The following is a 25649-nucleotide window of genomic DNA, read 5'->3' on the forward strand; positions in this document are numbered from 1 at the left end:
GCTGCAACGGTCGGGCTGGGCCGCCGCCGCCTACAAGCATCATCGACCTTTCAAGTGGCCGCCAGCCACAGAGTATTTCCGCCGCACTGCACATAACGTTCAACGGCGAGGATATACAATTACGGTGAGAAATAAAGAAGGAGCTGGAGCTAAAGGACACGAATTTCACAAGTCGCAGCGATATAAAGTGATCTTGCACGCCTACGACTCTGGGGCAGCAGCGCCCTGCAAAAATTCACATCGGCATGTTCGCCTTTGTTATTTATGATGAAAAACAACAGCAGTTGTTTGCCTGCAGGACCGGAGGCAGGTGAAATTAAACCCTTTTTACTACAAGGATGGCCTGTTCTTGTTGCTTCTGGGTTGAAGGCCATGCTGAAGCACCACTTTTGTTGGAGATCAATAAAAGATGCAGCCGCTGCCTTCAGCCTGAAGCCTGGTATGTACCTACGCCTCATTGCATCTATAAGCATACATTCAAACTGAAGCCGGGCCATTTTTTAACAATGGACCTTACCCCTAAAACATGCGGACACAGCAATTACTGGAATGAATACGATGCCCACAGTAAGCCGTTGCCAGATATACCTTTAGGCGATGGAGGAAACGGAAAAGTCCTGACAAGGCTTTCGAATACCGGATGGTAAGCTTTGATGTGCCGGTAGGCGTGTTTTAAAGTAGGGTTTTGACAACGGTTATGTAACTGCCGCCCTGCTCCAGAAAAACCATACCGAGAAAATAAAAACATTCACCATAGGGGTACCTGATGATGGATTAAATGGGCGCCTTATGCAAAAGAGATAGCTGCGCCTAGGAACGGACCATACGGGATATTACTGCAACCATAAAGGCCATTGAGATCGTTCCGCAATTGCCGTTTTTATGATGAGCCTTTGCCGACAACAGTGCTATACCCACTTCGCTGGTAGTAAATATACAGGAGAAAGTGAACGGTGGCATTATCGGCCGATGCCGGGATGAGATCTTTGCCAGTTACAACCGCTATGAGTTACATACTGAAGTACGAGGAAACTTCCAGAACATACCGGGGATGTGCGCAAGTCGGTTGCGGCGGTCATGGATATGGTTCCCGCCGGTTCCATACCCCCTACTGGAACAAGCAATACCTCTTTCACAGCCAGGTACGAAAAAAGTGAAGACCTTTTTAAAAACCCTTCCGAGAAAAGTCTTTTAAAGAACTCAACACAGCACATGACCGAGGGGTACGGTCAACAGCCTGTTCAAACTGCTTCAAAGTACGGTTAGGTACTGCCTTCTGCTTTGACAGCGAAGGAGCTGGATGCTAGTATTCGATGCTGAGTTACATGATGGACGGTTACCAAACTTACCTGCTGGATGATATCCTTCAAAAAGTAGACCGGGCCACCATGAGTGTGAGCTTGGAAGGACGGGAACCTTTCCTGGACCAGCATGTTATTGAATGGGCGGCACGGCTTCCGGTTGATTATAAATATAATAAAGGGAATAAAAAATTCATCATCAAGGAGATCGTTCATAAGTACATTCCCAAAGCAATGATGGACCGGCCCAAGATGGGATTTGGAATTCCATGCCGGCTGGCTGGAAACCGAGCTGAAGCCATTTGTTGACCGCTCCTGGATGAGGCGTTCATCATAAAGCAGGATATTTAATAATGACGAAGTGCAGCGGATACGGAAAGCCTTTTATAACGGAAGAAAGAAAGGGCTGAAAAGATCTGGTTCTTACTGATGTTCCAGATGTGGTACGACAAATGGATGAACAATAATTAATACCGGGATTTCAGGTATTTAGTCCAATACCATGATTAAAAAGGATACTTTAAAATACCGGAAAAGCCCGGCTGTAAAGTCGCTGGGTATTTACACCTTTACCAATTTTTTTGGAAAAGGGGTGGCCTTCCTGCTGCTGCCTTATTTCACCAACGTACTTTCTAAAAGTGATATCGGGCTGATAAGCCTGTTCAGCATCGCCATCATTTTTAATGCCCTTCATCTCCATGGGGTTTTACAGTACCAGCACCGATTATTTCAAACTTGGCAAAAAGATTTCAGAGATTTTTTTACCACCGGGCTTTATTACCTGTGGAGTCACTCTTTTATCGCTTGCCGTGTTTTACCTGCTCCGGGATGTATTTACAACGAAATATAATTTTCCCCTGTCGTTCATCTGGCTGATACCGGTGGTTACATTTCTCTCTTTTATCAGCCAGCATGTGATTAACCTCATCCGCAATGAAGAGAACCCGAATCTTTTTATGAAGGCAGTATTGGGCAGGTTGTTCCTGGAAATAGGGCTGGCCATTGCTTTAATAAGCGGGTTAAAGATGGCCTGGGAAGGAAGGATCACCGGCATCCTGGATCCTTATGGGGTGTTTGCGGTGTATGCTTTTTACTTTTTATCAGCCGGGACTATTTGTTCAGGGGAGATAAAGAAAAAGGTCATCAAAGAGGAGCTCATCTTTCAGCGTACCCATTGTCATCATGCAGTTCAGTGTTTTCAGTATGAACTATTCCGATGGTTTTTCTTTCTCCGGTTCACCCATGATCATAATGCCGAAGTGGGTGTTTATTCCATTGCCTGTATATTCGGGTCCATCATCATCACGTTGTGTTCAGCATTGCTCAATACATCCTTCCCCGGATATACAAATGCTGTCGGAGTCGAAAATTGACTACAACGCCATCCGGAAACTTTTTGGGGATACATGGGCATCATGACAGCCGGACTGCTGCTGCTGCTGTCTTTGTGCCTTGCTTACCGCTTCATGCTGAATAAAGCATATAGCCCCGGGCTGAATTACTACTGGCTCATCTGCATTGGATACTACTTCTGGACGATCGCTTACCTGTTTTTTTCTTTTTTTTGTATTACCGCCATAAGCGTAAAATAATCTGGCTGTCTGCAACGTTTGCCTGTATCAGTTTAACCAGCAACTATTTTTTTATAAAGAACATGAGTTCCATAGGTGCAGCCATCTGTTTTTGCAGTTATTTTATTGTTTTAATGATAACTTTATTTTTTACCCGTAAGCAAATGGGCTTTATTTTTAAAAGAACACAACCCTAAATCAATTTACCTGATGAAAGAATTTTTATACAAACTGCTTAACCTGGCTACTTTGGGAAGAGGAATGAAACGTACCATCAATGGGCGTGATGTAAGGCTGCCAACCCGGTTCTACCGTTTCTTCCCCGACAATTACGAAAGAGATAATTTTCAATTCTTCCTTCCTCCTGCAAAAAGGGGATACGGTACTGGATTTCGGGGCACACATCGGCTTATTTGCCGCCAGGCTTCAGAGCCGTTGGCCCTTCCGGCAAAGTCTATGCTTTGAACCTTCGCCATCAACCAACCAGTTGCTGCAAAAAACGGTTGAGATAAATAATGCATCGGGCATTGTTAAAACTTTTCAGAAATCGTGGGCGGCTCTGTTGGTAAAACAACTTTTTGTTTCCGACGGGCAGGCCGACAATGCCAACAGCCTGGTGAATTATAAAGAAGACAGGCCTTTCACGGGATTGAAATGACGTAACCACCATTGATGCGTTTGTAAAAGAACAGCAGTTATCTAAAATTCGATTTTATAAAGATAGATGTGGAAGGAGCTGAATACGATGCCATGAAAGGAGCGGTTGAAACATTTAAAAGATTCAAACCAAACCATCCTGGCCATCCACCCGAGCCGGTAAAGCAAAGGGCGACAGCCTGGAAGCTATTTATGATCTTGTGAAGGAACTTAATTTACAGCTTTGTATAATGACAAACCCATCAGCAAAGAAAATTTCTGTTCGCAAACCGATCTCATCGATCTTCACCTTATACCGGCTTAGGCAACAGGATGAGCAATAAAAAAACCATACTGCACATCATCGACTATATGGGCCGCGGGGGTGCAGAAGTAATGCTGGTAAAAGTTTTGAAAGAATTGAAGGAATATCATAACATAGTGGTCACGCTCAATCCGCAAAACCACTTCGGCGATGAGTTTACCTGCGATGAATACCATTGCCTCAAATGGGTCCTCTTTCAAAATTTCCCCTTGGCAATAATGCGGCTGCACAAATTTATCCGGCAAAATAAGGTTGATCTGGTGCACTCCCACCTGTTCACCGCTACCCTGGTGGCGAGGTTTGCCACTAGGGCATATTCCGCTGATCACAACAATTCATACCAATGTTTCTGCTTCCGCTGAATATAAGAAAGTGATATTTGCGGCTGCTCGAAAAATGAGTTACAGGAAACATAAGAGTACCATCATTGGTGTTTCTTCCGGGGTGATGCAACAATATTTCGACTTCTTCAATCACAAGCCGTACAAGGAACATCTGCTGTACACGTTTGTGGACATAAAGGAAACAGGAAAGCCTGCTTCAGTGGCTGTAAAGAGAATAAAGCTTTGTTCAGGCTGGTTTCCATCGGTGCCTTGCGCTATCCTAAAAACCAGCAATACCTTATCCGGGCTTTTGCACAGTTAAAACAGGAAAATTTTGAACTGGATATTTACGGAACCGGGCCATTGCAGAAAGAACTGGAACAAATGCGGAATGAATCAGGTGCAAGGGTCATATTAAAAGGGGAGGTTAAAAATGCCAGCAGGTTATTATCGCAATACGACCTGTACGTAATGCCTTCGGAATTTGAAGGGTTTTCCCTGAGTATATTGGAAGCCATGGCCATGCAAATGCCCATGCTGGTAAGTGATATTCCTTCCTTCCGGGAACAATGCGCCGATACAGCTGTATATTTTGACCTGAAAGACACGGATGATTTCATAAGCAAATTGAAAATGCTGGCAGCCGAGGAGGCCCTGCGAAATAACCTGGCGGCGGCTGCAAAGCAACGGGTACTTGATCATTTTACGCTGGAGCATCACCATGAAGGGCCTGCGTAAAATTATTCCTGATACATTAAACGATAACTGAGCAGTGAACGGAAAAATATTTATTTATCTCTTTACGACGGCATGACCGATCCGCTTTTCAAGCAGGTGATCCACACCTGGAAGGACAAAGCAAGGATACGCGCTTCACTACTTTTAAGGATTCGCAGAAATACGAGGTCCATCAAGCCGAGGAATGACAAACTTGCTGGAGAAAGCAGGATCAACTGGGTGCCGCTGCCTTATACAAAAAACCGCCGGTGATCTCCCGCTTATCGATATCATAAAATGAAACAAGGCGCCGAGAAGATTCACCGGCAACCGTAAGATGGATATGGTGCATACCCGGCCGGTGTACCCCGGTGGGATTATGGATAAAAAAAGAATGGGGTAAGATTCCTGAATGATATCCGGGAGCTTTATGCCGATGAACGGTTGAAGGCGAAATGTGGAATGTGAACAACCCTTGTACAAAATGGTGTGTGACTTTTTCAAAAGAAAGAAAGAGAAGAGGTTGAAAAGAGTGACTATAATATTTGCCTTACCTATAGGGCAAAGAAGAAAAACTTGAAACGGACATAAGAATAATATTCCGCTGAAAGTGAGGTCCTGCAGTGCGACCTGGATTCTTTGACCCGGACAAATATCGACAATGCATTAAGGGAAAATGAAAAGAATCGGGTATCAGCGAAGATGATTTTATCATGAGCTACCCGGTTCCATCGGTGGCTGGTACCGTCAATGAAATGATTAAGTTTTTGCGAATGCGTGATAAGAACCGGAACCAAAATTTTCTTATGTCACCAATCGCCATGAAGAGATAGGATTGAGGCTGCAAAAGAGTTAATGATGGGCGACAAGGTAATGTAAAATTGGCAGGCGAAACAGGTGCCCAGTTGTTGTCGCTGAGTAACTATTCGTTTTTCATCAGGCCGTGTTATCCAAACAGTCGTCATCGTCTACCAAACACGGTGAGATATGGCAATGGGCATTCCCTATAACCAACAGCGGCGTGGGAGACGTGAAAGAGATCGTTAAAAAGTTGGCATGGTTCGTGATCGAGAATTTAGTGAGCAGAGAATTTGAAAAGCGGCAGACTGAAATTGATCAGGCCACATTAGTTCAACGGAAGATATAAGAAGGGGCAAAAGGAATTTTATTCACTGGATAAAACTACAAAAATATATCGGCATTTGTAAAAAATTCTAGGACAATGATTTATTGCAATTTACTAGTGGGTAAAAATATTTAATCACGGCAGGTTTTTCAGGTACCGTACTGGCCAATCAGTTGGATCAACATTCAGATTGCAGTATTGATATATGGGATGAACGGGACCATATCGGCGGCAACTGCCATACCCAGCGGGATGAACAAACGGGCATCATGGTTCACCAGTACGGTCCGCATATCTTTAATACCGACAGGAAAGAGATATGGGATTTTGTGAACAGCCTGGAGAGTTCAGGCCCTATGTACACCGGGTGAAGGCGATGAGCAACGGCAAGGTTTATTCATTACCGGTGAACCTGCATACCATTAACCAGTTGTTCGGAAGATCATTCACCCCGGCGAAGCAGGGCTTTTTAGAAACACTGGCTGACAGTTCCATCAACGACCCGCAAAATTTTGAAGAGCAGGCATTGCGCTTCATCGGCAAAGAACTTTATTATGCATTTTTTTGGCTACACAAAAAAGCAGTGGGGTTGTGAACCAACAGAACTTCCTGCATCCATTTTCAAAAGGATCCCGGTACGGTTCAATATGACGATAATTACCACAACAACCTGTATACCGGCATCCCGGTAAACGGCTATACGGCACTGATGGAAAAACTGGTCGACCATCCTGCAATCCACGTAACCCTGAATAAAGATTTGATCCGGCCATGGATACCAGCGGGTACGACCATGTTTTTTATACCGGGCCCATTGATGCCTGGTTCGGTCTTAAATATGGCCGGCTGGGTTACCGCACGGTGACCTTTGAAACGCATTATGCCGATGGCGATTTCCAGGGAACCACGCAAATGAACTTCTGCGATGAGGATGTACCATACACACGCATCACCGAACACAAGCATTTCACCAACTGGGAAGAGCACGATAAGACCATCTACTTCAAAGAATTCAGCAAGAAACGGAACCTGCCGATATTCCTTATTATCCCAAAAGACTGGAACAGGACAAGAAACTACTCCTGCAATACCGCCACGATGCAGATCCCTCCAAAAGGTATCTTTCCTCGGCCGCCTGGCCACCTACCGCTACATGGATATGCACCATGTTATTGGCGAGGCCCTGGATTTTGCAAAATCATGGCTGGAAGCTGCCAAAAATGGCCAAAAACCCCCTGTTTTCCCCAATGTGGAGGCATAATGAATAATTTTCACCTGTCTGTGCAATAAGCGGATTCCCATCCCGTTATAGTATTGTCCAAATATCTCTGAGTAAAACCAAAATGCCATCCTATGGAAAAGGTAATAGCTGTGGTTGTTACATACAACCGTAAAGCACTGCTTACTGAATGCATAGCTGCACTTCGAAACAATCCCGCCCTTTAGATGCGATCCTTGTTGTAAACAACGGAAGCACCGACGACACGAAGAATGGCCTCTAAACAAGGTGACCTGACCTTTATCAATCAAAAAAAATGTGGGTTCCAGTGGCGGTTTCAGTACCGGGATAAGCTGGGCTATGAAAATAATTATTCGTGGATCTGGTGCATGGATGACGATGGTTACCCCAAAGAGGATGCGCTGGAAAACCTGTTGATGGCCGATGACGGCTGCCTCCGCCTGCTTAACTGCGCCGTTATTGATAAAGCCGACAAGAGATCATTTGTGTGGAAAACGCAGCAATACAAAAACCTTGATGAAGTTGATTGCAAATACATTGATGGGATCGGGCACCCTTTCAACGGCACCATGCTGCACCGCCGCATCGTGGAAAGAGTAGGCGTTCCCAAACCAAAATATTTTTGTGGGGCGATGAGACAGAATACTACTACCGCATTGTACGGAGCAACGAAATACCCGTTCGTACCGTAGCCAACAGCATTCACTACCACCCGGCTACCGCGTTTTTCACTGAAGAACGACTGGGACTACAGCACCGGCTGGAAGATGTACTACTACATACGCAACCGTTTTCACATTCACCAGGCCAAGTTCAATAATAAAGCCGTTGCCTTGCTGAATTACTACTGTTTTATTGTGGCCTTTACCGGTGTGGTAATGTTGTACCAGAAGACAGACAAACTGAAAAAATTAAGTTTCATCATGTGGCCGGTCACCGATGCCTTCAACAATAATTTTGAAGCAACGCCCCCGACCATCCTGTCGAAATTAAAGACCGACGAGAACTTTACCCTTACAGGTTCGATCAACGGATACCTGAAGAATACCTGGTCGGCCATATTCACACCTATTGCAACAATACGTGGCCGCAGGGCCGCCAATGCATAGGTTATTTTCTTGTTAAATAGCCCCTCTGAAATCACGCAGCTCCGTCATCTGCGGGGCTGCTTTTATTTTACGGGTCCTGTCCTGTATCAGGAAAAGGGCGATAATGTAAAAAGGCATACAGGGGATCTTGTAGCGTACAAGGGAACCGAAGTTGGGTGTAGTGGCTCCCACAAAAAGTTGGAATCACCGCCTCCCGGTGCCGCCGGGTCACGGTAGCTGCTTCGCTGTTTACCGATCTGTTCAGTGATCCCCTCCGCAGCATAGGTGCCCAGCTCTTCCTTGAAGCTGTTCATTACACGCTGCCCTGCCACCACGCTTCCTGCGATCAGCACCAATCCCAGTGACCATTTGAAAAAACGGTTCTTTACCAGGTTCACATTTTTTAAGATAAGGTACAGTATAAAGAACGGCACATAGGGTGCAGGTGCGGGTATTGCTCGTAAAAAAAGCGATACAGCCTCCACACCCCCGAAAAAGCGATCATGGAGAAAAAGAGGTTGGTGATGAGGTATTTTCCAAAACTGAAAAATGACACGATGGCAACCACACGGGCAACCATGTAATTATTCTCTGCCCGGAAATAACCCAGGTTCAGCGGATTTCTAAGTAAGGTCTGGTCATACTCCGGCCCGGGAAGGTATAGCCATTTGATGTGTGAGCATCTTTCAGTATCAGGTTATAGATATTCGCTCCTTCGGTATAATAAAGTATGAATGAATCCTAAGGGAAAGAATTGAATTAAATAAGGTGAATGGCAACACAGCAAGGGCCTTGATCCAGAAACCCTGATTGTGATAATGCTGCAGGACCGGGTCATCGTAATTGGAACGGCGTGTACGGAAAAAAAAGTAAAAGAGTGCAACATAAACCGGGTATAATATGAATTCGGCAAATCCCATTAATGGCTGTAAAATTTTTAAAGGATGGACTTTATTTATTGCACAGAATTCATTTATCCGTAAGCCCCTTCAAATTTATCTTAAAAAATCAATTTGTCTTTCAATATTATGAAGTTATTTTTGAGTGCAGGAATATCCATTATTCATTAAAACAAACCATTGCCCGAAAAAGCGTACAATAAAAAACTGGTCCGCATAACCACCGTGCCCATGGCATTGCGCTATTTACTTCCCGGGCAAATGCACTTTATGTCTCAAAACGGCTTTGATGTGCTTATGATAAGTGCGGATGGAAAGGAACTCCCCGAAGTGATCCGGCAGGAGCAATGCAGGCATATGATCGTACCCATGACCCGGCAGATAACAGCTTTCCGTGACCTGCAATGCCTGTTCCAACTGATACGGATATTCCGGAAAGAGAAACCGGATATTGTACATACCCATACCCCAAAGCAGGCTTGCTTGGGATGCTGGCTGCACGGGTACAGGTGTTAAAGTAAGGATACATACGGTTGCAGGGCTGCCCCTGATGGTAGAGAAAGGGATCAAATACCAGTTGCTCAAATTCATTGAAAAACTGACCTGCATTTCCGCCAGCCAGGTTTGGCCAAACAGCAATTCATTAAAAGAATACATCCTGAAAAGAAACTTTGTAATCCCGCAAAGCTGCACATCATCGGTAAGGGTTCAACCAATGGGATAAACAGTAACCGCTTTAACAGGAGATACTGGATGAAAAGATCATCAACGCCGTTAAGGAACAGGTTCAATACACAACGCAAAATAAATACCTGCTTTGTATCGGAAGGCTCGTGGCTGACAAAGGAATTGTTGAACTGGTAAATGTATTTGTGCAATTGCAAAGAACGGACCCCGCTTTAAAACTGGTACTGGTTGGCGGTTACGAGCCAACTCTTGACCCGCTGCCTGGAAAGACCATGCAGGAAATTGAAAAGAACAGCGGCATCATACACATCCCCTGGACCGATCATGTTGAATACTATATGTACCTGGCCCATTATTTTGTTTTTCCTTCACACCGGGAAGGTTTTCCCAATGTGCTGCTGCAGGCAGGTGCCATGGGGTTACCGGTCATCTGCAGCCATATAACCGGCAACATTGATATCATAACCAACAATGAGACCGGGTTGATATTCGGTAGCGGCAATGAACAGCAGCTGCTGAAGATGCTGCAGTATGCCATCCTGCACCCGCAGCACCTGAAAAGTATGGCAGAAAAGCTGCAGCAAGAGATAAAGGAAAATTACCGGCAGGAAAATATCTGGCAAAATATACTTGCAGCTTACAAAACCTTGGTAAATTAGATAATTAATAAGGAGTATGATACTGATCGGTATTCCGGGCATGCATTTGTTGTTCACGGCATCCTGGCATCTGCCGGGAAAAAAGTTACCGGCTATTGTGATACGGAAGAAAAGGCATTCAATCCGTTCGGTCTTTCCTACCAGGGTGCAGAAACTTCTGAAACCGCACTGCAGGCATTGAAGCAGGCCGGTTTTTTATTGCGGTCGGTGATAATGCCATACGCAACAGGATATACGACCAGCTGGCACAACAGCACCTGCTACCGGTAAACGCAATTCATTCCTCAGCCGTTATTGACAGCTCCGCCAGCATTGCATTGCATGGCGTGATGATCGCTGCACATGCCAGCATTAATCCCCTGGCAAAGATCGGCCCGGGAGTTATTTGTAATACAGGATGCATCATTGAACACGAATGTGTAGTGGGTGAATTTGCCCACATCGGCCCGGGGGCTGTATTGTGCGGCAATGTACAGGTTGGCAACGGAACATTTGTAGGGGCCAATTCAGTCATAAAGCAAGGCATCACCGTTGGTAAAAATGCCATGATCGGTGCCGGCGCCGTGGTAGTGAAAGATGTGGCGGATGGAGCCACCGTGGTAGGCGTTCCGGCGAAATGAACGGGATACAAACGGATACTAGATACTAGATACTGGATACTGGATACTGGTCACTCACTGTAATTTGTTGGGAGCATCCGGTATCCGGCATCCGGTATCTGGCATCCTGTATCCAAACCCCTTATCTTTGCAACGCAAAAAAATCTGACATTATGAAAGTATTAGTTACCGGGGGCGCCGGGTATATCGGCTCCGTATTGGTTCGCCAGTTATTAAGCAAAGGTTACCAGGTAAGGGTTTTTGATTCCCTGAAGTTTGGCGGCGATGCACTCTATGATGTAATGCTGCACCCTGATTTTGAATTCATGAAAGGGGATGTACGCAATGCGGATGATGTGGACAATGCACTGAAAGGAATTGACGCCATTGCACACCTCGCTGCCATCGTGGGCGACCCTGCCTGTAAAAATTCAGTGAAGAGGCCAATGAGACCAACTGGGACGGCGCTGTACTCTTATTCAATAAGGCGGAAGCCGCCGGTGTAAAACGTTTTGTTTTTGCCAGCACCTGCAGCAATTATGGCAAAATGCCCGACCCGGATTCCTTTGTTACCGAAACATCGGCATTAAACCCGGTTTCCTTATATGCAGAGCTGAAAGTAAAGTTTGAAAAATATTTACTGGAGGAAAGAAAGGACAGCAGGATGTGCAGCACCGCTTTGCGGTTCAGCACCGTATACGGATTCTCTCCCCGGATACGGTTTGACCTGACGGTGAATGAATTCACCCGTAATGCCGCCGTTCATGGCGAACAGGAAATATGGGGCCAACAGTTCTGGCGCCCTTACTGCCATGTGGATGACCTGGCCAGGTCGGTGGTACTGGTGCTGGAAAGCCCGGAAGAAAAGTAAGGGCCAATGTATTTAATGTGGGCCAGCACCGAAGAGAATTACAATAAAGGGATGGTGATACAGGAGGTCTGCAAAGTGGTGCCCAATGTAAAAGTGATCTATGTTGACAGCAGTGAGGACCCGCGGGATTACCGGGTGAACTTTGATAAGATAAAGAATGAACTGGGCTTTACCATAACCAAGAAAGTTCCGGATGGCGTGAAGGAAATTTACACCCTGTTGAAAACAGGCATTGTTACGGATTCGTTTTCACAAAAATTCCGCAATATATAAACCGGGCCTGCAGCAGATCTCCCGCTGCAACGGCTGGTTTTTTGATCAAAAATGAAAACAGGCTTAGCCAACATCAGGTATTTGCATATTGCCCGGGGGTTGGCAGCCTTGCTGGTGGTTTTTTTTCATTCAAAATTCGTTTTCTGGGTTGGCGGAACGGTTTACAGCAAAGAGGTCGGCCTGCACAGCATCCGGGATTATATCTTGTTCTCAGCAGATATGCTCAGCTCCTGCAGTAAGAGTGTGTGATCGTTTTTTTATCTTATCTGCCTTTGTCATCCGGCATTCTTTTTCCAGCCATCATTATAAATGGGAGATTTCTATAAGATACGCCTGATAAGGATATACTGGCCATTTTGTTCTCATTGGTCTTGTCCATACTCACACTTGTCATTTGTGTAAATTATATAAACCCGGATATTTACACAAGCAGCTTCAGGCAGTACAACAGCAGGCTCAGTGATGCCTATAACGGACTTTCCCCGGCCCAGGTGATCAAAACGGTCTTTTTCATTGAAAATGGTGAGTATGCAGGATTCAATTATGCTTACTGGTCACTGGGTCATGAACTGATCTTCTACCTGCTTTTCCGGTATACAGCAAGTTGGGCAGGTATGCAAACTGGTTCGTGGCGGCCGGGCTGGTCATTTTGTTTGCATTGACCGGGTGGACGGTCTTTTATTACCAGGCTTTCTTTGTGGCAGGCCTGATCCTTTACGACTACTTTAATAACTTTTCCGGAACCCCGGTCATTAAAAACAAGATACTCTACCAGGTTATCCTTGCAGGCTTTTTTGTTTTGGTGAATCTCACCAACCGGATGATCTCGGAAAAGTTCTCCGATGTCGGTTACCTTGCTGTTTTCCTTTTTCATTTTTGATTATATACTCTATTTTGTTAAAAGGTAAAATACCCTGCTGATGAAACTGGGCGACATCAGCTACAGCCTGCTACCTGAATCATTTGCCGGTACTACTGTTTACTTATTCGCTGATCACTTTGTACACCAGCCAGTTGGTTTATTACAGCAGGATACCTTATTATACAGGCGTATGTGTTGCGGTACTGGTCACGATCCCCCTGTATCTGTTAACGGAAAAGCCTTCTATTGCCTATCTGAAGAAACTGCGGAAATAGAAAACCTTCCTGCAGACAGGGTTGCTTATATTTTATCTACATTTGGAGCATAATAGTAATAAAGGGTTGAAAAGGATATTGATCATAGATGATGAAGAAAAACTGCGCAACTTACTAAGCCGTATCATTAAACTGGAGGTTATACTGTAACTGAAGCCGGCACTTTAAAAGCAGGATCCAGGTTATTGGAAAAGAACCCATTGATATAGTTCTCTGTGATGTAAAACTCCCCGATGGGAATGGCGTTGATTTTGTAAAGGAACTTAAGCCTAAGTATCCCCATACGGAGATCATTTTACTTACTGCCTGGCAATATTGCTGATGGGGTGCAGGCCATGAAGAACGGGGCTTTTGATTATATCACCAAAGGTGATGATAATGATAAGAGTAATCCCATTGCTGAACAGGGCCATGGAAAAGTGGATCTGCGAAGCGTGTTGAACAACTGGAGCAGCAGGTAGAAATCGTTATACGTTCAATGCTATTCTTGGTGATTCAGCGTCCATAAAGACGCTGTTGATAAAGCGAAGAAAGTGGCGCTTACCGATATGCCTGTTTTATTACTCGGCGAAACAGGCACCGGGAAAGAAGTATTTGCTCAGGCTGTTCACCAGGCCGGCAAAAGGAAAAATAAAGATTTTGTAGCACTTAACTGCAGCACTTTCAGTAAGGATATTCTGGAAAGTGAATTATTTGGTCACAGGCAGGGAGCATTTACCGGGGCTGTAAAAGACCAGAAAGGGTTGATTGAAGAAGCGAATGGAGGCACCTTATTTTTGGACGAGATCGGGAAATGCCTTTGGAACTTCAGGCAAAGTTATTACGGGTTCTGGAAACCGGGGAATATATAAAATTAGGCGATACCAAACCGTACGGTCCGACTTCAGGCTGATCGCCGCAACCAATAAAGACCTGCAGAAGGAAAGTGAGGAAAATCGTTTCCGTTCTGATCTCTATTACCGGTTAAATGTATTCAGATTAAATTACCGGCCTTAAGGGAGAGGGGTAAAGATATTGAAGTACTTGCGAAATATTTTGTTCAGCAATACGCTGCCAAAACAGATAAACCTGCTTTAAAAATGGACACAGGCTTCTTACAGAAACTGGAACAATATAGATGGCCGGGAAACATCCGGGAACTAAAAAATATCATTGAGCGCAGTGTTATTTTATCTGATGGGGAAATACTTACGGCAGCGCTGCTGCCTTCTGATATACAGCATGCGGTGCTTCCCCCCGGGAATGCATTATCCGCTTGTTCCATGGCCAGCATGGAAAAACTGCAGATATTGAAAGTGCTTAATTATACAAAGGGAAATAAAGCGGAAGCCGCCCGTTTACTCGAAATAAGCATTGCCACCCTTTACCGCAAACTGGATGAATACAAAATAGGGTAACCCTCTCAAAATGCTATACCAACCCTTTCATTTTGAAAGGGTTTTTCAATTCTCCCATCCCCCGCATATTTCTGCAAGTCGCTCATTTAAAACTAATTAGCCAAATTAATACAATTAGGAGCAGATTTTGGTTATCATGCGTGTGTTGATAATCACCCTGGTGTTTATGGAGAAATAAATTGTTAAAATAAACCGCAGAAAATGGATACCTCAACGAGATTATTACTGTTAATGGCTATTTATATATTGCCACTTTGCCTGGCAATTATTTACCGGGTAAATAAAAACTTAAAACCAAAACAAAAAAGATAAACCTGAAGTACGAACTGGTTACAGCAAACTGCTTACCTGTTTTCTCTAAACAATAGTGCCTTTTCCGGCAGGATAACAGGAATTGTGATGTCCCAAAACTGACCGGGGTTTCAAAAGCAATTGACTGATGTCATCGAAACGGTGATTTCAGGAAATTAACTTTAGGTGTTTCGCCATGAAAAAGGGCAATACTATAAGAGACATAATTAAGATAATCATGCTGTGGCTGCGGGCATTTGCCCTGGTTTACCTGGTTATTATGAAGCTGGGACTGTTGAAACATTTTTTAACCATTTAAAATAAAATATATGCTGATCGCCCTTATGCTTATCCTGGCAATGCTTGTTTGCTTTGTTGTTTTTTTTAAATCAATTGACTTCTTCGAAAAAATTTAAGTGACATGATCATCACACTTTTTATAATAGCGATACTGGTTTTTATCTACCTGGTTTATGTGTTGATAAAGCCAGAAAAATTTTAACCCTTTAAAGCACAGGCGATGAATACAGAGTTAACAGGTGTAATAGTTACTTTTTGCTTACCGTACTGTTGGCTTACCCATTAGGTAAATACATAGCCAAAGTATTTGCAGGAGAAAGAACATTGACCGATTTCATGAATCCGCTGGAGCGGCTCATATACCGCATCGGGGGCATCGATCCCAATAAAGGAATGAACTGGAAAGAATTCTTAAAAGCCATGCTTTCGATCAACATGCTCTGGCTTTTCTATGCTTTCTTCCTGTTGCTTAACCAGGCGTACCTTCCGTTAAACCCGGATGGTAACCCCAATATGACACCCGACCTGAGTTTTAATACGGCCATCAGCTTCCTGGTGAACTGTAACCTGCAGCACTATTCCGGGGAGACAGGGCTTACATACCTGACCCAATTATTTGTGATCACTTTTTACAGTTTGTAAGTGCGGCTACCGGTATAGCAGGAGCTGTTGCGCTGTTTAATGGATTAAAGCACAAAACAACCGATAACCTGGGTAATTTCTGGAGCATTTTTACTAAATCCATTACCAGGATATTATTACCGCTTTGTATTGTGCTGGCTATACTACTTGCTTTCAGCGGATCCCCTGCAAGCTATGATGGAAAAGATACCATCACCACTTTGCAAGGCGATACGGTACAGGTATCCAGGGGTCCGGCTGCAGGGATGATCGCCATCAAACACCTGGGAACAAATGGAGGCGGCTGGTTTGGCGCCAACTCGGCTCACCCGCTTGAAAATCCAAATTACTTCACAGGTATGCTGGAACTGATCGCACAGGTTCTTATTCCGATTGCCATGCTTTTTGCATTGGGCTTTTATATCAAGCGGAAAAAAATTCGCCTATTTGATCTTTGCAATTATGACAGTTGGGATGCTTTTCCTGATCGTTCCCACAATTAATTGGGAAATGAATGGCAACCCTGAGATCGCAAAAATGGGCGTGATGCAGCCTACAGGAGCCATGGAAGGAAAAGAGGTAAGATTTGGCCCGGCCGCTTCCGGTTACTGGAGTATCGTTACAACGATCATTTCCACCGGTTCTGTTAACAGCATGCACGACAGTTCAATGCCATTATCTGGTATGATGCAGATGCTGGGAATGCTGATCAATGCATTTTATGGTGGATGCGGTGTAGGTATCCTGAATTATTTTATCTATATCATCATTGCAGTGTTTATCGGTGGGTTGATGGTTGGACGAACACCCGAATTCATGGGGCATAAAGTGGAGGCAAGAGAGGTTAAGATCGCAGCATTGGTTACACTATTGTCTGCTTTTTTGATCAAGGGGGGTACAGCATTGGCTGCCTATTATTTTGTACAGCACGGAAATGCAGACTGGGCGGTAAAACCTGCGGCCTGGTTGAACAACCCGGGTAATCATGGCTTTTCAGAAATGTTTTATGAATACACGTCTGCAATTATTGGCAAAGAAAAAATACATACCCGAATCTGCCGGTACCTTAAAAGTGGATTCAGGCACTTTTGCCATATTGACCTTTGCAATTATAATCATTATAACTGCATTGTCTTATTTCCCCCCATTGGTGCTGGGCCCCATCGCGGAATACCTGGGTATGATGCATGGATAAATGAAAAAACTAAAAGACAGCAGTAAAAAAGAATACAATGTCAAAGCATAAAAAAAATAACAGGTTGTTTGAAAGTTCACTGGTAACCGGTGCACTGAAGCAATCATTTGTAAAACTAAAACCGGGTGTTATGCTGAAGAACCCGGTAATGTTCACCGTATACATCGGAACCATCATCATGATGGGCGTTTGTATCTGGATCGCTGCGGGCGAAACCTCCCAGGGATCGCTGGCATACAACCTTATCATCACCGCTATTTTACTGATCACGGTGCTGTTTGCCAATTTTGCCGAAGCCATCGCCGAAGCAAGGGGCAAGGCCCAGGCCGACAGTCTGCGTAAGACAAGAGAAGATACACTGGCCAAAAAAATATTTATTGTTGGTGATATGTATGTGAACGAGTTGAAAATTGTTCCATCATCTCAACTTAAAAAGGATGATCTCTTTGTTTGTGAAGCAGGTGATACGATACCCATGGATGGAGAGATTGTAGAGGGTATTGCAACCATTGATGAATCGGCCATCACCGGCGAATCTGCCCCTGTGATCCGGGAAAGCGGGGGCGATAAATCTTCTGTTACCGGCGGAACAAAAGTATTGAGTGATAAGATCAAAGTAAGGGTTACCACTGAACCGGGTGAAAGTTTCCTGGATAAGATGATCGCCCTGGTGGAAGGGGCTTCCCGGCAAAAAACACCCAATGAAATTGCGTTGACCATTTTGCTGGCAAGCTTCACCATCATCTTCCTGATCGTGGTGGTAACATTAAAACCATTTGCCGATTATGCCAACACACCCATAACCATTGCCGCTTTTGTTTCCCTGTATGTGTGTTTGATCCCCACAACCATTGGCGGCTTGTTAAGTGCCATTGGTATTGCCGGTATGGACAGGGCATTACGTGCAAATGTTATTACCAAAAGCGGTAAGGCAGTTGAAACTGCCGGCGACCTGGATACCTTGTTACTGGATAAAACCGGAACCATAACGATTGGTAACCGGAAAGCAACCCATTTTTATCCGCCAAAGATGTGGATGAAAAGTTATTTCGAAGCTTGTCTACTGGCGTCAATGGCGGATGATACGCCGGAAGGAAAATCAATCATTGAACTGGCGGAGAAAAGGAATCAAAAAACCGGTGCCAAAACGATAAAGTGAAGTTTGTTCAGTTTCCTGCCGAAACAAGAAGCAGTGGCATTGATATGGCAGGGCATAAAGATCCGCAAAGGTGCATTTGATGCGATCAGGAATGGCGTAACAAGGGCCGGGAATACTTTCCCGGTTGAAACAGACGAACGAGTAAAAATCATTTCTTCTAATGGCGGAACACCGCTGGTGGTAAGCCAAAATGACAAAGTGCTAGGAGTTATTGAACTGCAGGATATCATTAAACCCGGTATACAGGAGCGTTTTGCACGCCTGCGCAAGATGGGCGTGAAAACGGTGATGGTAACAGGCGATAACCCGCTTACGGCAAAGTTCATTGCGGAAAAAGCCGGTGTGGATGATTTTATTGCAGAAGCAAAGCCGGAAGATAAAATGAACTACATCCGCCGTGAGCAGCAAAGCGGCAAACTGGTTGCCATGATGGGCGATGGTACCAATGATGCGCCGGCCCTGGCACAGGCTGATGTGGGTGTGGCCATGAACAGCGGAACGGCCGCCGCCAAAGAAGCCGGTAATATGGTTGACCTGGATAATGATCCCACCAAACTGATTGAAATAGTGGAAATCGGCAAACAATTGTTGATGACAAGGGGAACGCTTACTACGTTCTCCATTGCAAATGACGTAGCAAAGTATTTTGCGATCGTACCGGCATTGTTCATTGCATCTATACCGGCATTGCAAACGCTCAATATCATGCGGTTGCACAGCCCGGAAAGTGCCATTCTTTCTGCAGTGATTTTCAATGCCATTATTATCCCGTTGCTGATACCGCTGGCCTTGAAAGGGGTTGCTTACCGGCCTATTGGTGCAAGCGCTTTATTAAGAAGGAACCTGCTGATCTACGGGCTGGGTGGTGTGATCGTTCCTTTCATCGGTATAAAACTCATTGACCTTGCCGTGGCATTATTTATTTAAAACTGAAAATTACAACAATGAAAAATATGTTTGGCCATCCGTAAAACTCACACTCGTGTTTATTGTGCTGTGTTCCTGTTTTATATCCCCTGTTCATTGCAGGGGTTGCCAAATTCAGCAAGGGCGGAGCAAAGGAGAAACGGTAACCGTAAATGGTAAAGTGGTTGGCTATGCCAATATCGGCCAGAAGTTCACCGAGGATAAATATTTCTGGGAAGGCCATCTGCAGTTGATTACAATGCGGCTGGTTCTGCAGGTTCCAACAAAGGACCGGCTAATCCCGATTATTTAAAACAGGTGCAGGACAGGATAGATTCGTTCCTGGTACACAATCCAGGAATAAAAAAAGAAGAGATACCAGCCGAACTGGTAACTGCCTCCGGCAGCGGCCTTGATCCGGATATTTCGCCCGCCGGTGCCGTGCAGGTAAAGCGCATTGCAGCAGTACGTAAATTGGATGAAGCAACGATCATCAGCCTGATAGACAAACAGACTGAAAAGCCGTTGCTTGGTTTTATGGGTCCGGCAAAAGTGAATGTGTTAAAATTAAATATAGCATTAGATAAATTAAAATAGCAACAGAAAAAAAATGCTCAGGATGAAAAAAATATTAGCAGGTATATTGCTTATCTCCACAACAAATTTAACTGCCCAGGATTCAACAAACAGTCTTCTTCTCTAATCCGTTATTATTCAGCGGATATGTAGAGGTATTCTATCAATACGACTTTAACAAACCGGCAGATAACAACCGGCCGGGTTTTATTTACAGCCACAACCGGCACAATGAATTTAACCTGAACCTCGGATTCTTAAAAGGCAGCTACAACGGAGAACGGGTAAGGGCAAACCTTGCCCTGGCAGCAGGACTTACATGAATGCAAACTATGCTGCAGAAACTGGCGTGTTTAAGAATATTTTTGAAGCCAATGCTGGAGTAAAGATCTCTAAAAAGAAAAACTTCTGGATTGATGCCGGGATTTTTGCTTCACATATTGGTTTTGAAAGCGCCGTGTCCAAGGACTGCTGGGTGCTTACCCGGAGCATGCTTGCCGACAATTCCCCCTATTTAACGGATGGCAACGGATTAAAAGGGTGGACGGCAATTCGCTGATGAGCATTGGCACACAGGTGCAGTACAAACCCAATGCTGCAATGCTTTTGAATTACAGCACTTTCATAGGAACAGATAAACCTGACAGTGCCCGGCAGATGCGTTATTTTCATAACCTGTACTGTATTTTCAATGTAACCGGTAAGGTTGGTATCACAGCCGGTTTTGATATCGGCTCGGAGCAAAAAACAAAGAGAAGTGCTGCTATGAATACCTGGTATTCGCCGGTTCTTATTTTGAGATATGCCCCCCATTCAAAATGGGCCATCGCAGCAAGAGGTGAATATTACTATGATAAGTATGGAGTGATCATTGCAAGCGGTACACCCAATGGTTTCCAGACAGCCGGTTTTTCTGTTAATTTAGAATATGCCCCGGTAAGTAATGCGGTGATCAGGGTGGAATTCAGGGCATTGAACAGCCGTGATGCCGTTTTCAGTAAAGCCAATGCACCCGCATCAAATAGTAATACCTTTATTACCTCATCGGTTGCAGTAAGTTTTTAAATTATGCCTGAACAGGATAATAATGCCGAACATTTTAAGTCTCATCCGTAAAAGCCGAAAGGGAAGTTCAAAATATACATCGGCATGAGTGCAGGCGTAGGCAAAACCTACCGCATGTTGCAGGAAGCGCAAACCCTGCTGCGGAATGGCATTGATGTCAAGGTCGGGTATATTGAAACGCACGGCAGAAAAGAAACTCATGCTTTGCTTGCTGGAAGGCCTGCCCACGATCCCCGGCGGAAATTATTTTACAAGGAAAGGAACTGGAGGAGTTTGATGTGCAGGCAGTGATGAACCTGCATCCCGAAGTGGTGATCGTGGATGAACTGGCCATACCAATATTGAAGGCAGCAAGAACGAAAAGCGCTGGCAGGATGTGATGGATATTTTAGATGCAGGCATCAATGTAATAAGTGCTGTAAATATCCAGCATATTGAAAGTCTGTACCAGGACGTAAAAGAAATAACAGGCATTGATGTTGCAGAACGCATTCCGGATATTGTACTGCAACAGGCCGATGAAGTGGTGAACATTGACCTTACTGCCGATGAACTGGTAACAAGATTAAGAGAGGGAAAATTTATACGGCCGATAAGATTGAACGGCCTTACAGAATTTCTTCAGAGCGAAAAGATACTTCCAGTTAGGGAACTGGCATTAAGGAAGTGGCCTCACAGGTGGAACGGAAAATTGAAACAGAACTCCCCCAGCGCACACCTGAAGGCGGAACGTTTCCTGGCCTGCATCAGCAGCAATCATGAGATAGCTAAAGGTCATCCGGAAAAACGGCCCGGCTGGCCTCCTATTATAACAGCAAGTGGTACCTTTGTACGTGCAAACACCGAAGGAGGAAGGAGATAAAATAGGCCTGGCGGCGCAAGGCACCTGATCAATAACTTTAAACTGGCAACAGAACTTGGTGCAGAAATAATAAGAATAAAAAGCAGCAATATTGCCAAAGGGATTTTTGAAGCAACTACCCAAAAAGAGATCACCACCATCTGCATCGGCAAACCGCACCTGAACCTGTTCAATGTGATCATGAACACCACCGTATTCAATCAATTGCTGAACAAACTGTTACCGCCATGGGACATCGTAATTTTATCGTAGCATGAAACTGAAAACAAAATTATCGCTTGGTCTGTCGTTCCTGTTTGTGGTAATACTGATATTCGGTATCCTGGGTATATTTTATATCAACCGGCTGAGCAATGATGCAGAAAAAGTGCTGAAGAATAATCACGAATCACTGGTATACAGCAATAATAATCAGGGCGCTGGAAGACATTCCGGCACGGTCCGCAGCCATTAAAATATTTGAGGATAATTTAAAAAAACAGGAAGCGAATATAACCGAGCCAGCGAATTTGAAGCCACCAGCCAGGTACGTACCCATTTTGCGGAATTGCTTGCTTCGTCCATGGATTCTTCACTTACCTGCAGATAAGAAAGGCGTCGACAAGAACAGCGTAGTGCAGAGGAACGCCGCTGACGCAAAACTCTGGCTCACCGTTATCTTTTCTGTTCTCTTCCTGATCACCATTACCTTCATTTATAATTTTCCGGCAGTCATATCAGATCCCATCACAAAACTGACAGACGGTATCGTGGAGTCGCCGGTAAAAATTACAGCAAACGGATATACCTTAACCAAAAGGATGATTTGGTCCATTGGCCAATGCTTTCAACAGCATGGCCGAAAACTGGATCAATATGAACGAAGCAGCCTGGCCCAGCACGCTTTGAAAAAAGCCGGATCGAAACCATCATCAACCAGATGAAAGACGGATCATCGGGCTTGACAAAAGAAGCATATACTTTTTTAAATGCGGTGGCCGAACGGTTGCTGGGTGTTAAACAGGCCGATGTACAAGGCCGGTATTCGGCGGATGTAGCGGTGAGCAACGACCTGATGCGCACCCTGCAGGAGAACAGTAAAAAAGGAACTGAAAATATATGCCGACGAAAAGGAGAGCTATTTCAGTAAGGATGTACTGAATGTAAAGAACAACGATGAAGTCATAGGCCAGGTGATCGTGCTGAGGAATATCACTCCCTTTCATGAACTGAATGAAGCAAAGACAAATTTCATTGCCACCGTTTCACATGAACTGAAAACCCCGATCTCTTCCATAAAAAATGGGTGCACAGCTGTAATGATAACCGGGTGGAAATCTAAATGAAGAAACAGGCAGAACTTATCAAAGTATCTCCGATGGATTCGGACGCCTGCTGAAAATCACCAGTGAGTTGTTGAATATGAGCCAGGTGGAGAAACCGGCATACAACTGAAATTACAACCCGCAGATCGGTTGAAATTGTGCAGCAGGCTGTAAACCGTGCAGTTCAAAGCACAGCAAAAAAGATCGCCATTCATATCCTGGCACAGGATAAGCTGCCACCGGTATATGCAGATGTGGAAAAAAACCTCCTGGGTTTTAATAAATCTGCTGACCAACGCGATCAAGTACTCGCCGGAATCATCTTCTATAGAATTAATGGTGAACCTGAATGAAAACAAAATCAGGTTTGCTGTACAGGATCACGGGAAGGGAATTGATGAGAAATACCAGCCTAAACTGTTTGACCGGTATTTTAAGGTGCCGGGTACACAGGAGCGGACAGGAACGGGGCTTGGACTTGCCATTTCAAAAGAGTTTATTGAAGCACCGGGCGGAAGTATCCGGGTGAAAAGTGAAATCGGCGCTGGAAGCCGGTTCTCTTTGTTGTTGAACAGTGCCGCTTGAAAATCATTTGCCATAGATTAGTTGATCTGGTCTTTAGGCCGGAGCATTTTTTAATAGGTTTGCACAGCAATAATAAACCAGCCCGGGGTCCGTTTATCACAAAACCCAAAGACTATGCTTTTACTCAGTGGCCCGAACATGGCCGGCAAACGAATGGAAATGTGTAAGGATTGTCTGGATACCGGCTGGGTAAGCAGCGTGGGCGCTTATGTGGACCAGTTTGAGAAAATGAGCGCTGAATTCGCCGGCACCAAATATGCTGTTGCCACCAGCAGCGGTACAACCGCCTGCACATATGCCTCATTATGCTGGGGGTTAATGAAAAGGATTATGTGATCACTCCCAATATTACCTTCATCGCCACCTGCAATTCCATTAAATACACCGGTGCCAACCCGATCCTGGTAGATACCGATCCCGGTTCCTGGCAAATGGACCTGGACCTGCTGGAAGAATTCCTGTCAACCCAGACAGAACAACGCAACGGGGTATGTCATTACAAAAAAGATGGCCGCAGAATTCCCGTCATTATGCCCGTGCATGTGCTGGGCAACATGTGCGATATGGACAGGCTGATGGCATTGGCCAAACAGCATAACCTGACATTGGTGGAAGACAGTACCGAGGCATTGGGTTCTTATTATAAAGGTAAACATGCAGGCAGTTTTGGCCTGATGGGCACATTCAGCTACAATGGGAATAAGATAATCACCACCGGCGGCGGCGGCATGATCGTTACCAATGATGAAGTATTGGCAAAAAAAGCCAAGCATTTAACCACGCAGGCCAAGAGTGACCCGTTTGAATATGTACATGATGAGATCGGTTATAATTACCGCCTGGTGAATGGCAGCTGCTATGGGCGTGGCACAAATGGAATTATTGCCCGGCTTTATAAAGCGCAAACACGAAGTGATGGGTTTTTTAAAGGAACTGGCAGGAGTGGGGATATAAAATTCCAGCAGGTAAATAAGGATGTAAACCCCAATTGCTGGCTGCCGACCATCGCGACGGACAGCCAAAAGCGGTACGAAGATCTGAACGATCATAAGATGCAGAGCCGCCCTTTTTGGGTACCGATGATAGACAGTTGAGGATGTTCAAAGACAATATTTTTTATAACAAGACAACCGGTCGGATTATGTTTACCAGCGTTATTTAAGTCTTCCCTGTTCCAACAAATATTACGGACGAACAACTGAAAGCTGTTTGTGATAAGATAAAAGTGTTTAAACGGATGCTGGATGCGGATGCAAGATACAGGATACAGGATACCAGATGCCGGATACAAGATGAAGTGTCTATCCTGAATCCTTTATCCCGAATCCTGCATCTTGCATCCTGAATCCCGAATCAGCATGATCAATAAAAGTATGTACAACTTCATTAAGCGCATAATAGATATTCTTATCGCAACCATTGCTCTCATTCTTCTTTCCCCCATTCTAATTCCATCCATCATTATATTACGCTTACCGGTGGCTACGAGGTTTTTATTTTCAGAAAGGGTTGGCTATAAGAACCGTCTTTTCAATATCTGGAAGTTTGCCACCGTAAAGAACAGTCCGAATATCGGGACGGAGGAGATCACGTTGCGCAACTTGATCCCCGGGTAACTCCTTTTGGGAAGCTGTTACGCATGACTTAAGTAAATGAACTGCCACAGATCATAAATGTATTTACAGGGGATATGAGCATTGTAGGTCCGGGCCGTTGATGGAAGTAGTTTTAGCTCCATCCCGAAGAGGTGCAGAAACGGATCTACCACCTTAAGCCGGGCATGACGGGTATCGGCTCACTCATTTTCAGGGATGAGGAAAAGATTGTATCCGAAGCAGCAGATCCCAAAGCGATGTATGCAGCCATTTACCCATATAAAGGGGCATTGGAACTCTGGTACCAGGCCAATGCGTCATTGTACACCGACTTCATGATC

The 25649-nt window shown here is 44.7% G+C and carries 26 protein-coding genes and 10 pseudogenes; 34 read left to right on the forward strand and 2 right to left on the reverse strand.

The features are described 5' to 3' along the window. The first annotated feature begins 1313 nt into the window (after positions 1-1313). Positions 1314-1638 (forward strand): annotated as a pseudogene (locus tag IPJ02_14550) (hypothetical protein). Between the two features lie 183 nt (positions 1639-1821). Here the strand turns inward: IPJ02_14550 and IPJ02_14555 are convergent. After that, positions 1822-1995, reverse strand: coding sequence for a hypothetical protein (locus IPJ02_14555; protein ID MBK7376721.1), 174 nt, complete (start codon positions 1993-1995; stop codon positions 1822-1824). Positions 1996-1999: 4 nt separating this feature from the next. On the opposite strand from IPJ02_14555, the gene IPJ02_14560 reads away from it, so the two are divergent. The 10 genes and pseudogenes from IPJ02_14560 (at position 2000) to IPJ02_14605 (ending at position 8348) form a co-directional block, all read left to right on the forward strand. Beyond that, complete coding sequence (locus tag IPJ02_14560) at positions 2000-2674, forward strand: hypothetical protein (protein ID MBK7376722.1); 675 nt, start codon at positions 2000-2002, stop codon at positions 2672-2674. A gap of 33 nt (positions 2675-2707) precedes the next feature. Continuing rightward, on the forward strand, positions 2708-2893 hold the full coding sequence (locus IPJ02_14565) for a hypothetical protein (GenBank protein MBK7376723.1): 186 nt from the start codon (positions 2708-2710) through the stop codon (positions 2891-2893). Positions 2894-3082: 189 nt separating this feature from the next. Continuing rightward, positions 3083-3337 carry a hypothetical protein gene (locus tag IPJ02_14570; protein ID MBK7376724.1) on the forward strand — a complete coding sequence of 85 codons (255 nt, stop codon included), beginning with the start codon at positions 3083-3085 and terminating at the stop codon, positions 3335-3337. 22 nt (positions 3338-3359) lie between these two features. Beyond that, positions 3360-3530, forward strand: a complete 171-nt coding sequence (locus IPJ02_14575; GenBank protein ID MBK7376725.1) for a hypothetical protein — start codon at positions 3360-3362, stop codon at positions 3528-3530. A gap of 10 nt (positions 3531-3540) precedes the next feature. Beyond that, positions 3541-3733: pseudogene (locus IPJ02_14580) on the forward strand (FkbM family methyltransferase). Positions 3734-3841: 108 nt separating this feature from the next. Continuing rightward, positions 3842-4195 (forward strand): hypothetical protein, encoded by a 354-nt coding sequence (locus IPJ02_14585; GenBank protein MBK7376726.1) that lies wholly within the window; start codon positions 3842-3844, stop codon positions 4193-4195. A gap of 204 nt (positions 4196-4399) precedes the next feature. Beyond that, positions 4400-4894, forward strand: coding sequence for a glycosyltransferase family 4 protein (locus IPJ02_14590; protein MBK7376727.1), 495 nt, complete (start codon positions 4400-4402; stop codon positions 4892-4894). A gap of 1239 nt (positions 4895-6133) precedes the next feature. Then, a pseudogene (gene glf / locus IPJ02_14595) lies at positions 6134-7260 on the forward strand (UDP-galactopyranose mutase). Between the two features lie 230 nt (positions 7261-7490). After that, positions 7491-7931, forward strand: a complete 441-nt coding sequence (locus IPJ02_14600) for a hypothetical protein (protein MBK7376728.1) — start codon at positions 7491-7493, stop codon at positions 7929-7931. Positions 7932-8006: 75 nt separating this feature from the next. Beyond that, a complete protein-coding gene (locus IPJ02_14605) occupies positions 8007-8348 on the forward strand; it encodes a hypothetical protein (GenBank protein ID MBK7376729.1) in 342 nt (113 codons plus the stop codon). A gap of 86 nt (positions 8349-8434) precedes the next feature. Here the strand turns inward: IPJ02_14605 and IPJ02_14610 are convergent, their stop codons facing one another. Beyond that, positions 8435-8725 (reverse strand): hypothetical protein, encoded by a 291-nt coding sequence (locus IPJ02_14610; GenBank protein ID MBK7376730.1) that lies wholly within the window; start codon positions 8723-8725, stop codon positions 8435-8437. 681 nt (positions 8726-9406) lie between these two features. On the opposite strand from IPJ02_14610, the gene IPJ02_14615 reads away from it, so the two are divergent. The 23 genes and pseudogenes from IPJ02_14615 to IPJ02_14725 all read left to right on the forward strand — a co-directional run. Next, positions 9407-9742 (forward strand): glycosyltransferase, encoded by a 336-nt coding sequence (locus tag IPJ02_14615; GenBank protein MBK7376731.1) that lies wholly within the window; start codon positions 9407-9409, stop codon positions 9740-9742. A 230-nt stretch (positions 9743-9972) separates the two neighbouring features. Then, complete coding sequence (locus IPJ02_14620) at positions 9973-10572, forward strand: glycosyltransferase (protein ID MBK7376732.1); 600 nt, start codon at positions 9973-9975, stop codon at positions 10570-10572. 176 nt (positions 10573-10748) lie between these two features. Beyond that, positions 10749-11192 carry an acetyltransferase gene (locus tag IPJ02_14625; GenBank protein MBK7376733.1) on the forward strand — a complete coding sequence of 148 codons (444 nt, stop codon included), beginning with the start codon at positions 10749-10751 and terminating at the stop codon, positions 11190-11192. 152 nt (positions 11193-11344) lie between these two features. Further along, a pseudogene (locus IPJ02_14630) lies at positions 11345-12315 on the forward strand (NAD(P)-dependent oxidoreductase). Positions 12316-12366: 51 nt separating this feature from the next. Next, positions 12367-12564: a hypothetical protein gene (locus IPJ02_14635; protein ID MBK7376734.1), complete on the forward strand. Its 198-nt coding sequence runs from the start codon at positions 12367-12369 to the stop codon at positions 12562-12564. Positions 12565-12919: 355 nt separating this feature from the next. Beyond that, on the forward strand, positions 12920-13195 hold the full coding sequence (locus IPJ02_14640; GenBank protein MBK7376735.1) for a hypothetical protein: 276 nt from the start codon (positions 12920-12922) through the stop codon (positions 13193-13195). A 40-nt stretch (positions 13196-13235) separates the two neighbouring features. Continuing rightward, on the forward strand, positions 13236-13505 hold the full coding sequence (locus IPJ02_14645) for a hypothetical protein (GenBank protein ID MBK7376736.1): 270 nt from the start codon (positions 13236-13238) through the stop codon (positions 13503-13505). A 13-nt stretch (positions 13506-13518) separates the two neighbouring features. After that, positions 13519-14849: pseudogene (locus IPJ02_14650) on the forward strand (sigma-54-dependent Fis family transcriptional regulator). Positions 14850-15564: 715 nt separating this feature from the next. Beyond that, positions 15565-15642 (forward strand): K(+)-transporting ATPase subunit F, encoded by a 78-nt coding sequence (gene kdpF / locus IPJ02_14655; GenBank protein MBK7376737.1) that lies wholly within the window; start codon positions 15565-15567, stop codon positions 15640-15642. A gap of 18 nt (positions 15643-15660) precedes the next feature. Further along, a pseudogene (kdpA, locus tag IPJ02_14660) lies at positions 15661-17256 on the forward strand (potassium-transporting ATPase subunit A). A gap of 37 nt (positions 17257-17293) precedes the next feature. After that, positions 17294-19342 (forward strand): annotated as a pseudogene (gene kdpB, locus IPJ02_14665) (potassium-transporting ATPase subunit KdpB). 55 nt (positions 19343-19397) lie between these two features. Then, positions 19398-19918: pseudogene (locus IPJ02_14670) on the forward strand (potassium-transporting ATPase subunit C). A 22-nt stretch (positions 19919-19940) separates the two neighbouring features. After that, positions 19941-20962 (forward strand): annotated as a pseudogene (locus tag IPJ02_14675) (porin). An 84-nt stretch (positions 20963-21046) separates the two neighbouring features. Then, positions 21047-22076 (forward strand): annotated as a pseudogene (locus IPJ02_14680) (sensor protein KdpD). Between the two features lies 1 nt (position 22077). Then, a complete protein-coding gene (locus tag IPJ02_14685) occupies positions 22078-22278 on the forward strand; it encodes a hypothetical protein (GenBank protein MBK7376738.1) in 201 nt (66 codons plus the stop codon). Positions 22279-22743: 465 nt separating this feature from the next. Then, positions 22744-22953 (forward strand): hypothetical protein, encoded by a 210-nt coding sequence (locus tag IPJ02_14690; GenBank protein MBK7376739.1) that lies wholly within the window; start codon positions 22744-22746, stop codon positions 22951-22953. Positions 22954-22996: 43 nt separating this feature from the next. Next, entirely contained in the window at positions 22997-23149 is a 153-nt protein-coding gene (locus tag IPJ02_14695) for a hypothetical protein (GenBank protein ID MBK7376740.1), read from the forward strand. A gap of 156 nt (positions 23150-23305) precedes the next feature. Further along, on the forward strand, positions 23306-23713 hold the full coding sequence (locus tag IPJ02_14700) for a sensor histidine kinase (GenBank protein ID MBK7376741.1): 408 nt from the start codon (positions 23306-23308) through the stop codon (positions 23711-23713). A 114-nt stretch (positions 23714-23827) separates the two neighbouring features. Then, entirely contained in the window at positions 23828-24049 is a 222-nt protein-coding gene (locus tag IPJ02_14705; GenBank protein ID MBK7376742.1) for a DegT/DnrJ/EryC1/StrS family aminotransferase, read from the forward strand. Continuing rightward, on the forward strand, positions 24019-24807 hold the full coding sequence (locus tag IPJ02_14710) for a DegT/DnrJ/EryC1/StrS family aminotransferase (protein MBK7376743.1): 789 nt from the start codon (positions 24019-24021) through the stop codon (positions 24805-24807). The genes IPJ02_14705 and IPJ02_14710 overlap by 31 nt, the downstream gene beginning before the upstream one ends. A 264-nt stretch (positions 24808-25071) precedes the next feature. After that, a complete protein-coding gene (locus IPJ02_14715; GenBank protein ID MBK7376744.1) occupies positions 25072-25329 on the forward strand; it encodes a sugar transferase in 258 nt (85 codons plus the stop codon). A gap of 41 nt (positions 25330-25370) precedes the next feature. Continuing rightward, positions 25371-25430 (forward strand): sugar transferase, encoded by a 60-nt coding sequence (locus IPJ02_14720; GenBank protein ID MBK7376745.1) that lies wholly within the window; start codon positions 25371-25373, stop codon positions 25428-25430. Positions 25431-25460: 30 nt separating this feature from the next. Beyond that, positions 25461-25649, forward strand: a 189-nt coding sequence (locus IPJ02_14725; GenBank protein MBK7376746.1) for a sugar transferase, incomplete at its 3' end; no start/stop codon positions are given.

This window comes from Chitinophagaceae bacterium (assembly GCA_016710165.1).
Classification (GTDB): domain Bacteria; phylum Bacteroidota; class Bacteroidia; order Chitinophagales; family Chitinophagaceae; genus Ferruginibacter.

Coding starts and splice junctions, on each gene's coding strand:
- IPJ02_14560 (MBK7376722.1), top strand. CDS start 2,000: ATGGGGTTTTACAGTACCAGCACCGATTATTTCAAACTTGGCAAAAAG.
- IPJ02_14705 (MBK7376742.1), top strand. CDS start 23,828: ATGCTTTTACTCAGTGGCCCGAACATGGCCGGCAAACGAATGGAAATG.
- IPJ02_14585 (MBK7376726.1), top strand. CDS start 3,842: ATGAGCAATAAAAAAACCATACTGCACATCATCGACTATATGGGCCGC.
- IPJ02_14685 (MBK7376738.1), top strand. CDS start 22,078: ATGAAACTGAAAACAAAATTATCGCTTGGTCTGTCGTTCCTGTTTGTG.
- IPJ02_14715 (MBK7376744.1), top strand. CDS start 25,072: ATGATCAATAAAAGTATGTACAACTTCATTAAGCGCATAATAGATATT.
- IPJ02_14635 (MBK7376734.1), top strand. CDS start 12,367: ATGAAAACAGGCTTAGCCAACATCAGGTATTTGCATATTGCCCGGGGG.
- IPJ02_14645 (MBK7376736.1), top strand. CDS start 13,236: ATGAAACTGGGCGACATCAGCTACAGCCTGCTACCTGAATCATTTGCC.
- IPJ02_14555 (MBK7376721.1), bottom strand. CDS start 1,995: ATGAAGGGCATTAAAAATGATGGCGATGCTGAACAGGCTTATCAGCCC.
- IPJ02_14690 (MBK7376739.1), top strand. CDS start 22,744: ATGAAAGACGGATCATCGGGCTTGACAAAAGAAGCATATACTTTTTTA.
- IPJ02_14565 (MBK7376723.1), top strand. CDS start 2,708: ATGGGCATCATGACAGCCGGACTGCTGCTGCTGCTGTCTTTGTGCCTT.
- IPJ02_14710 (MBK7376743.1), top strand. CDS start 24,019: ATGCTGGGGGTTAATGAAAAGGATTATGTGATCACTCCCAATATTACC.
- IPJ02_14605 (MBK7376729.1), top strand. CDS start 8,007: ATGTACTACTACATACGCAACCGTTTTCACATTCACCAGGCCAAGTTC.
- IPJ02_14570 (MBK7376724.1), top strand. CDS start 3,083: ATGAAAGAATTTTTATACAAACTGCTTAACCTGGCTACTTTGGGAAGA.
- IPJ02_14600 (MBK7376728.1), top strand. CDS start 7,491: ATGGCCTCTAAACAAGGTGACCTGACCTTTATCAATCAAAAAAAATGT.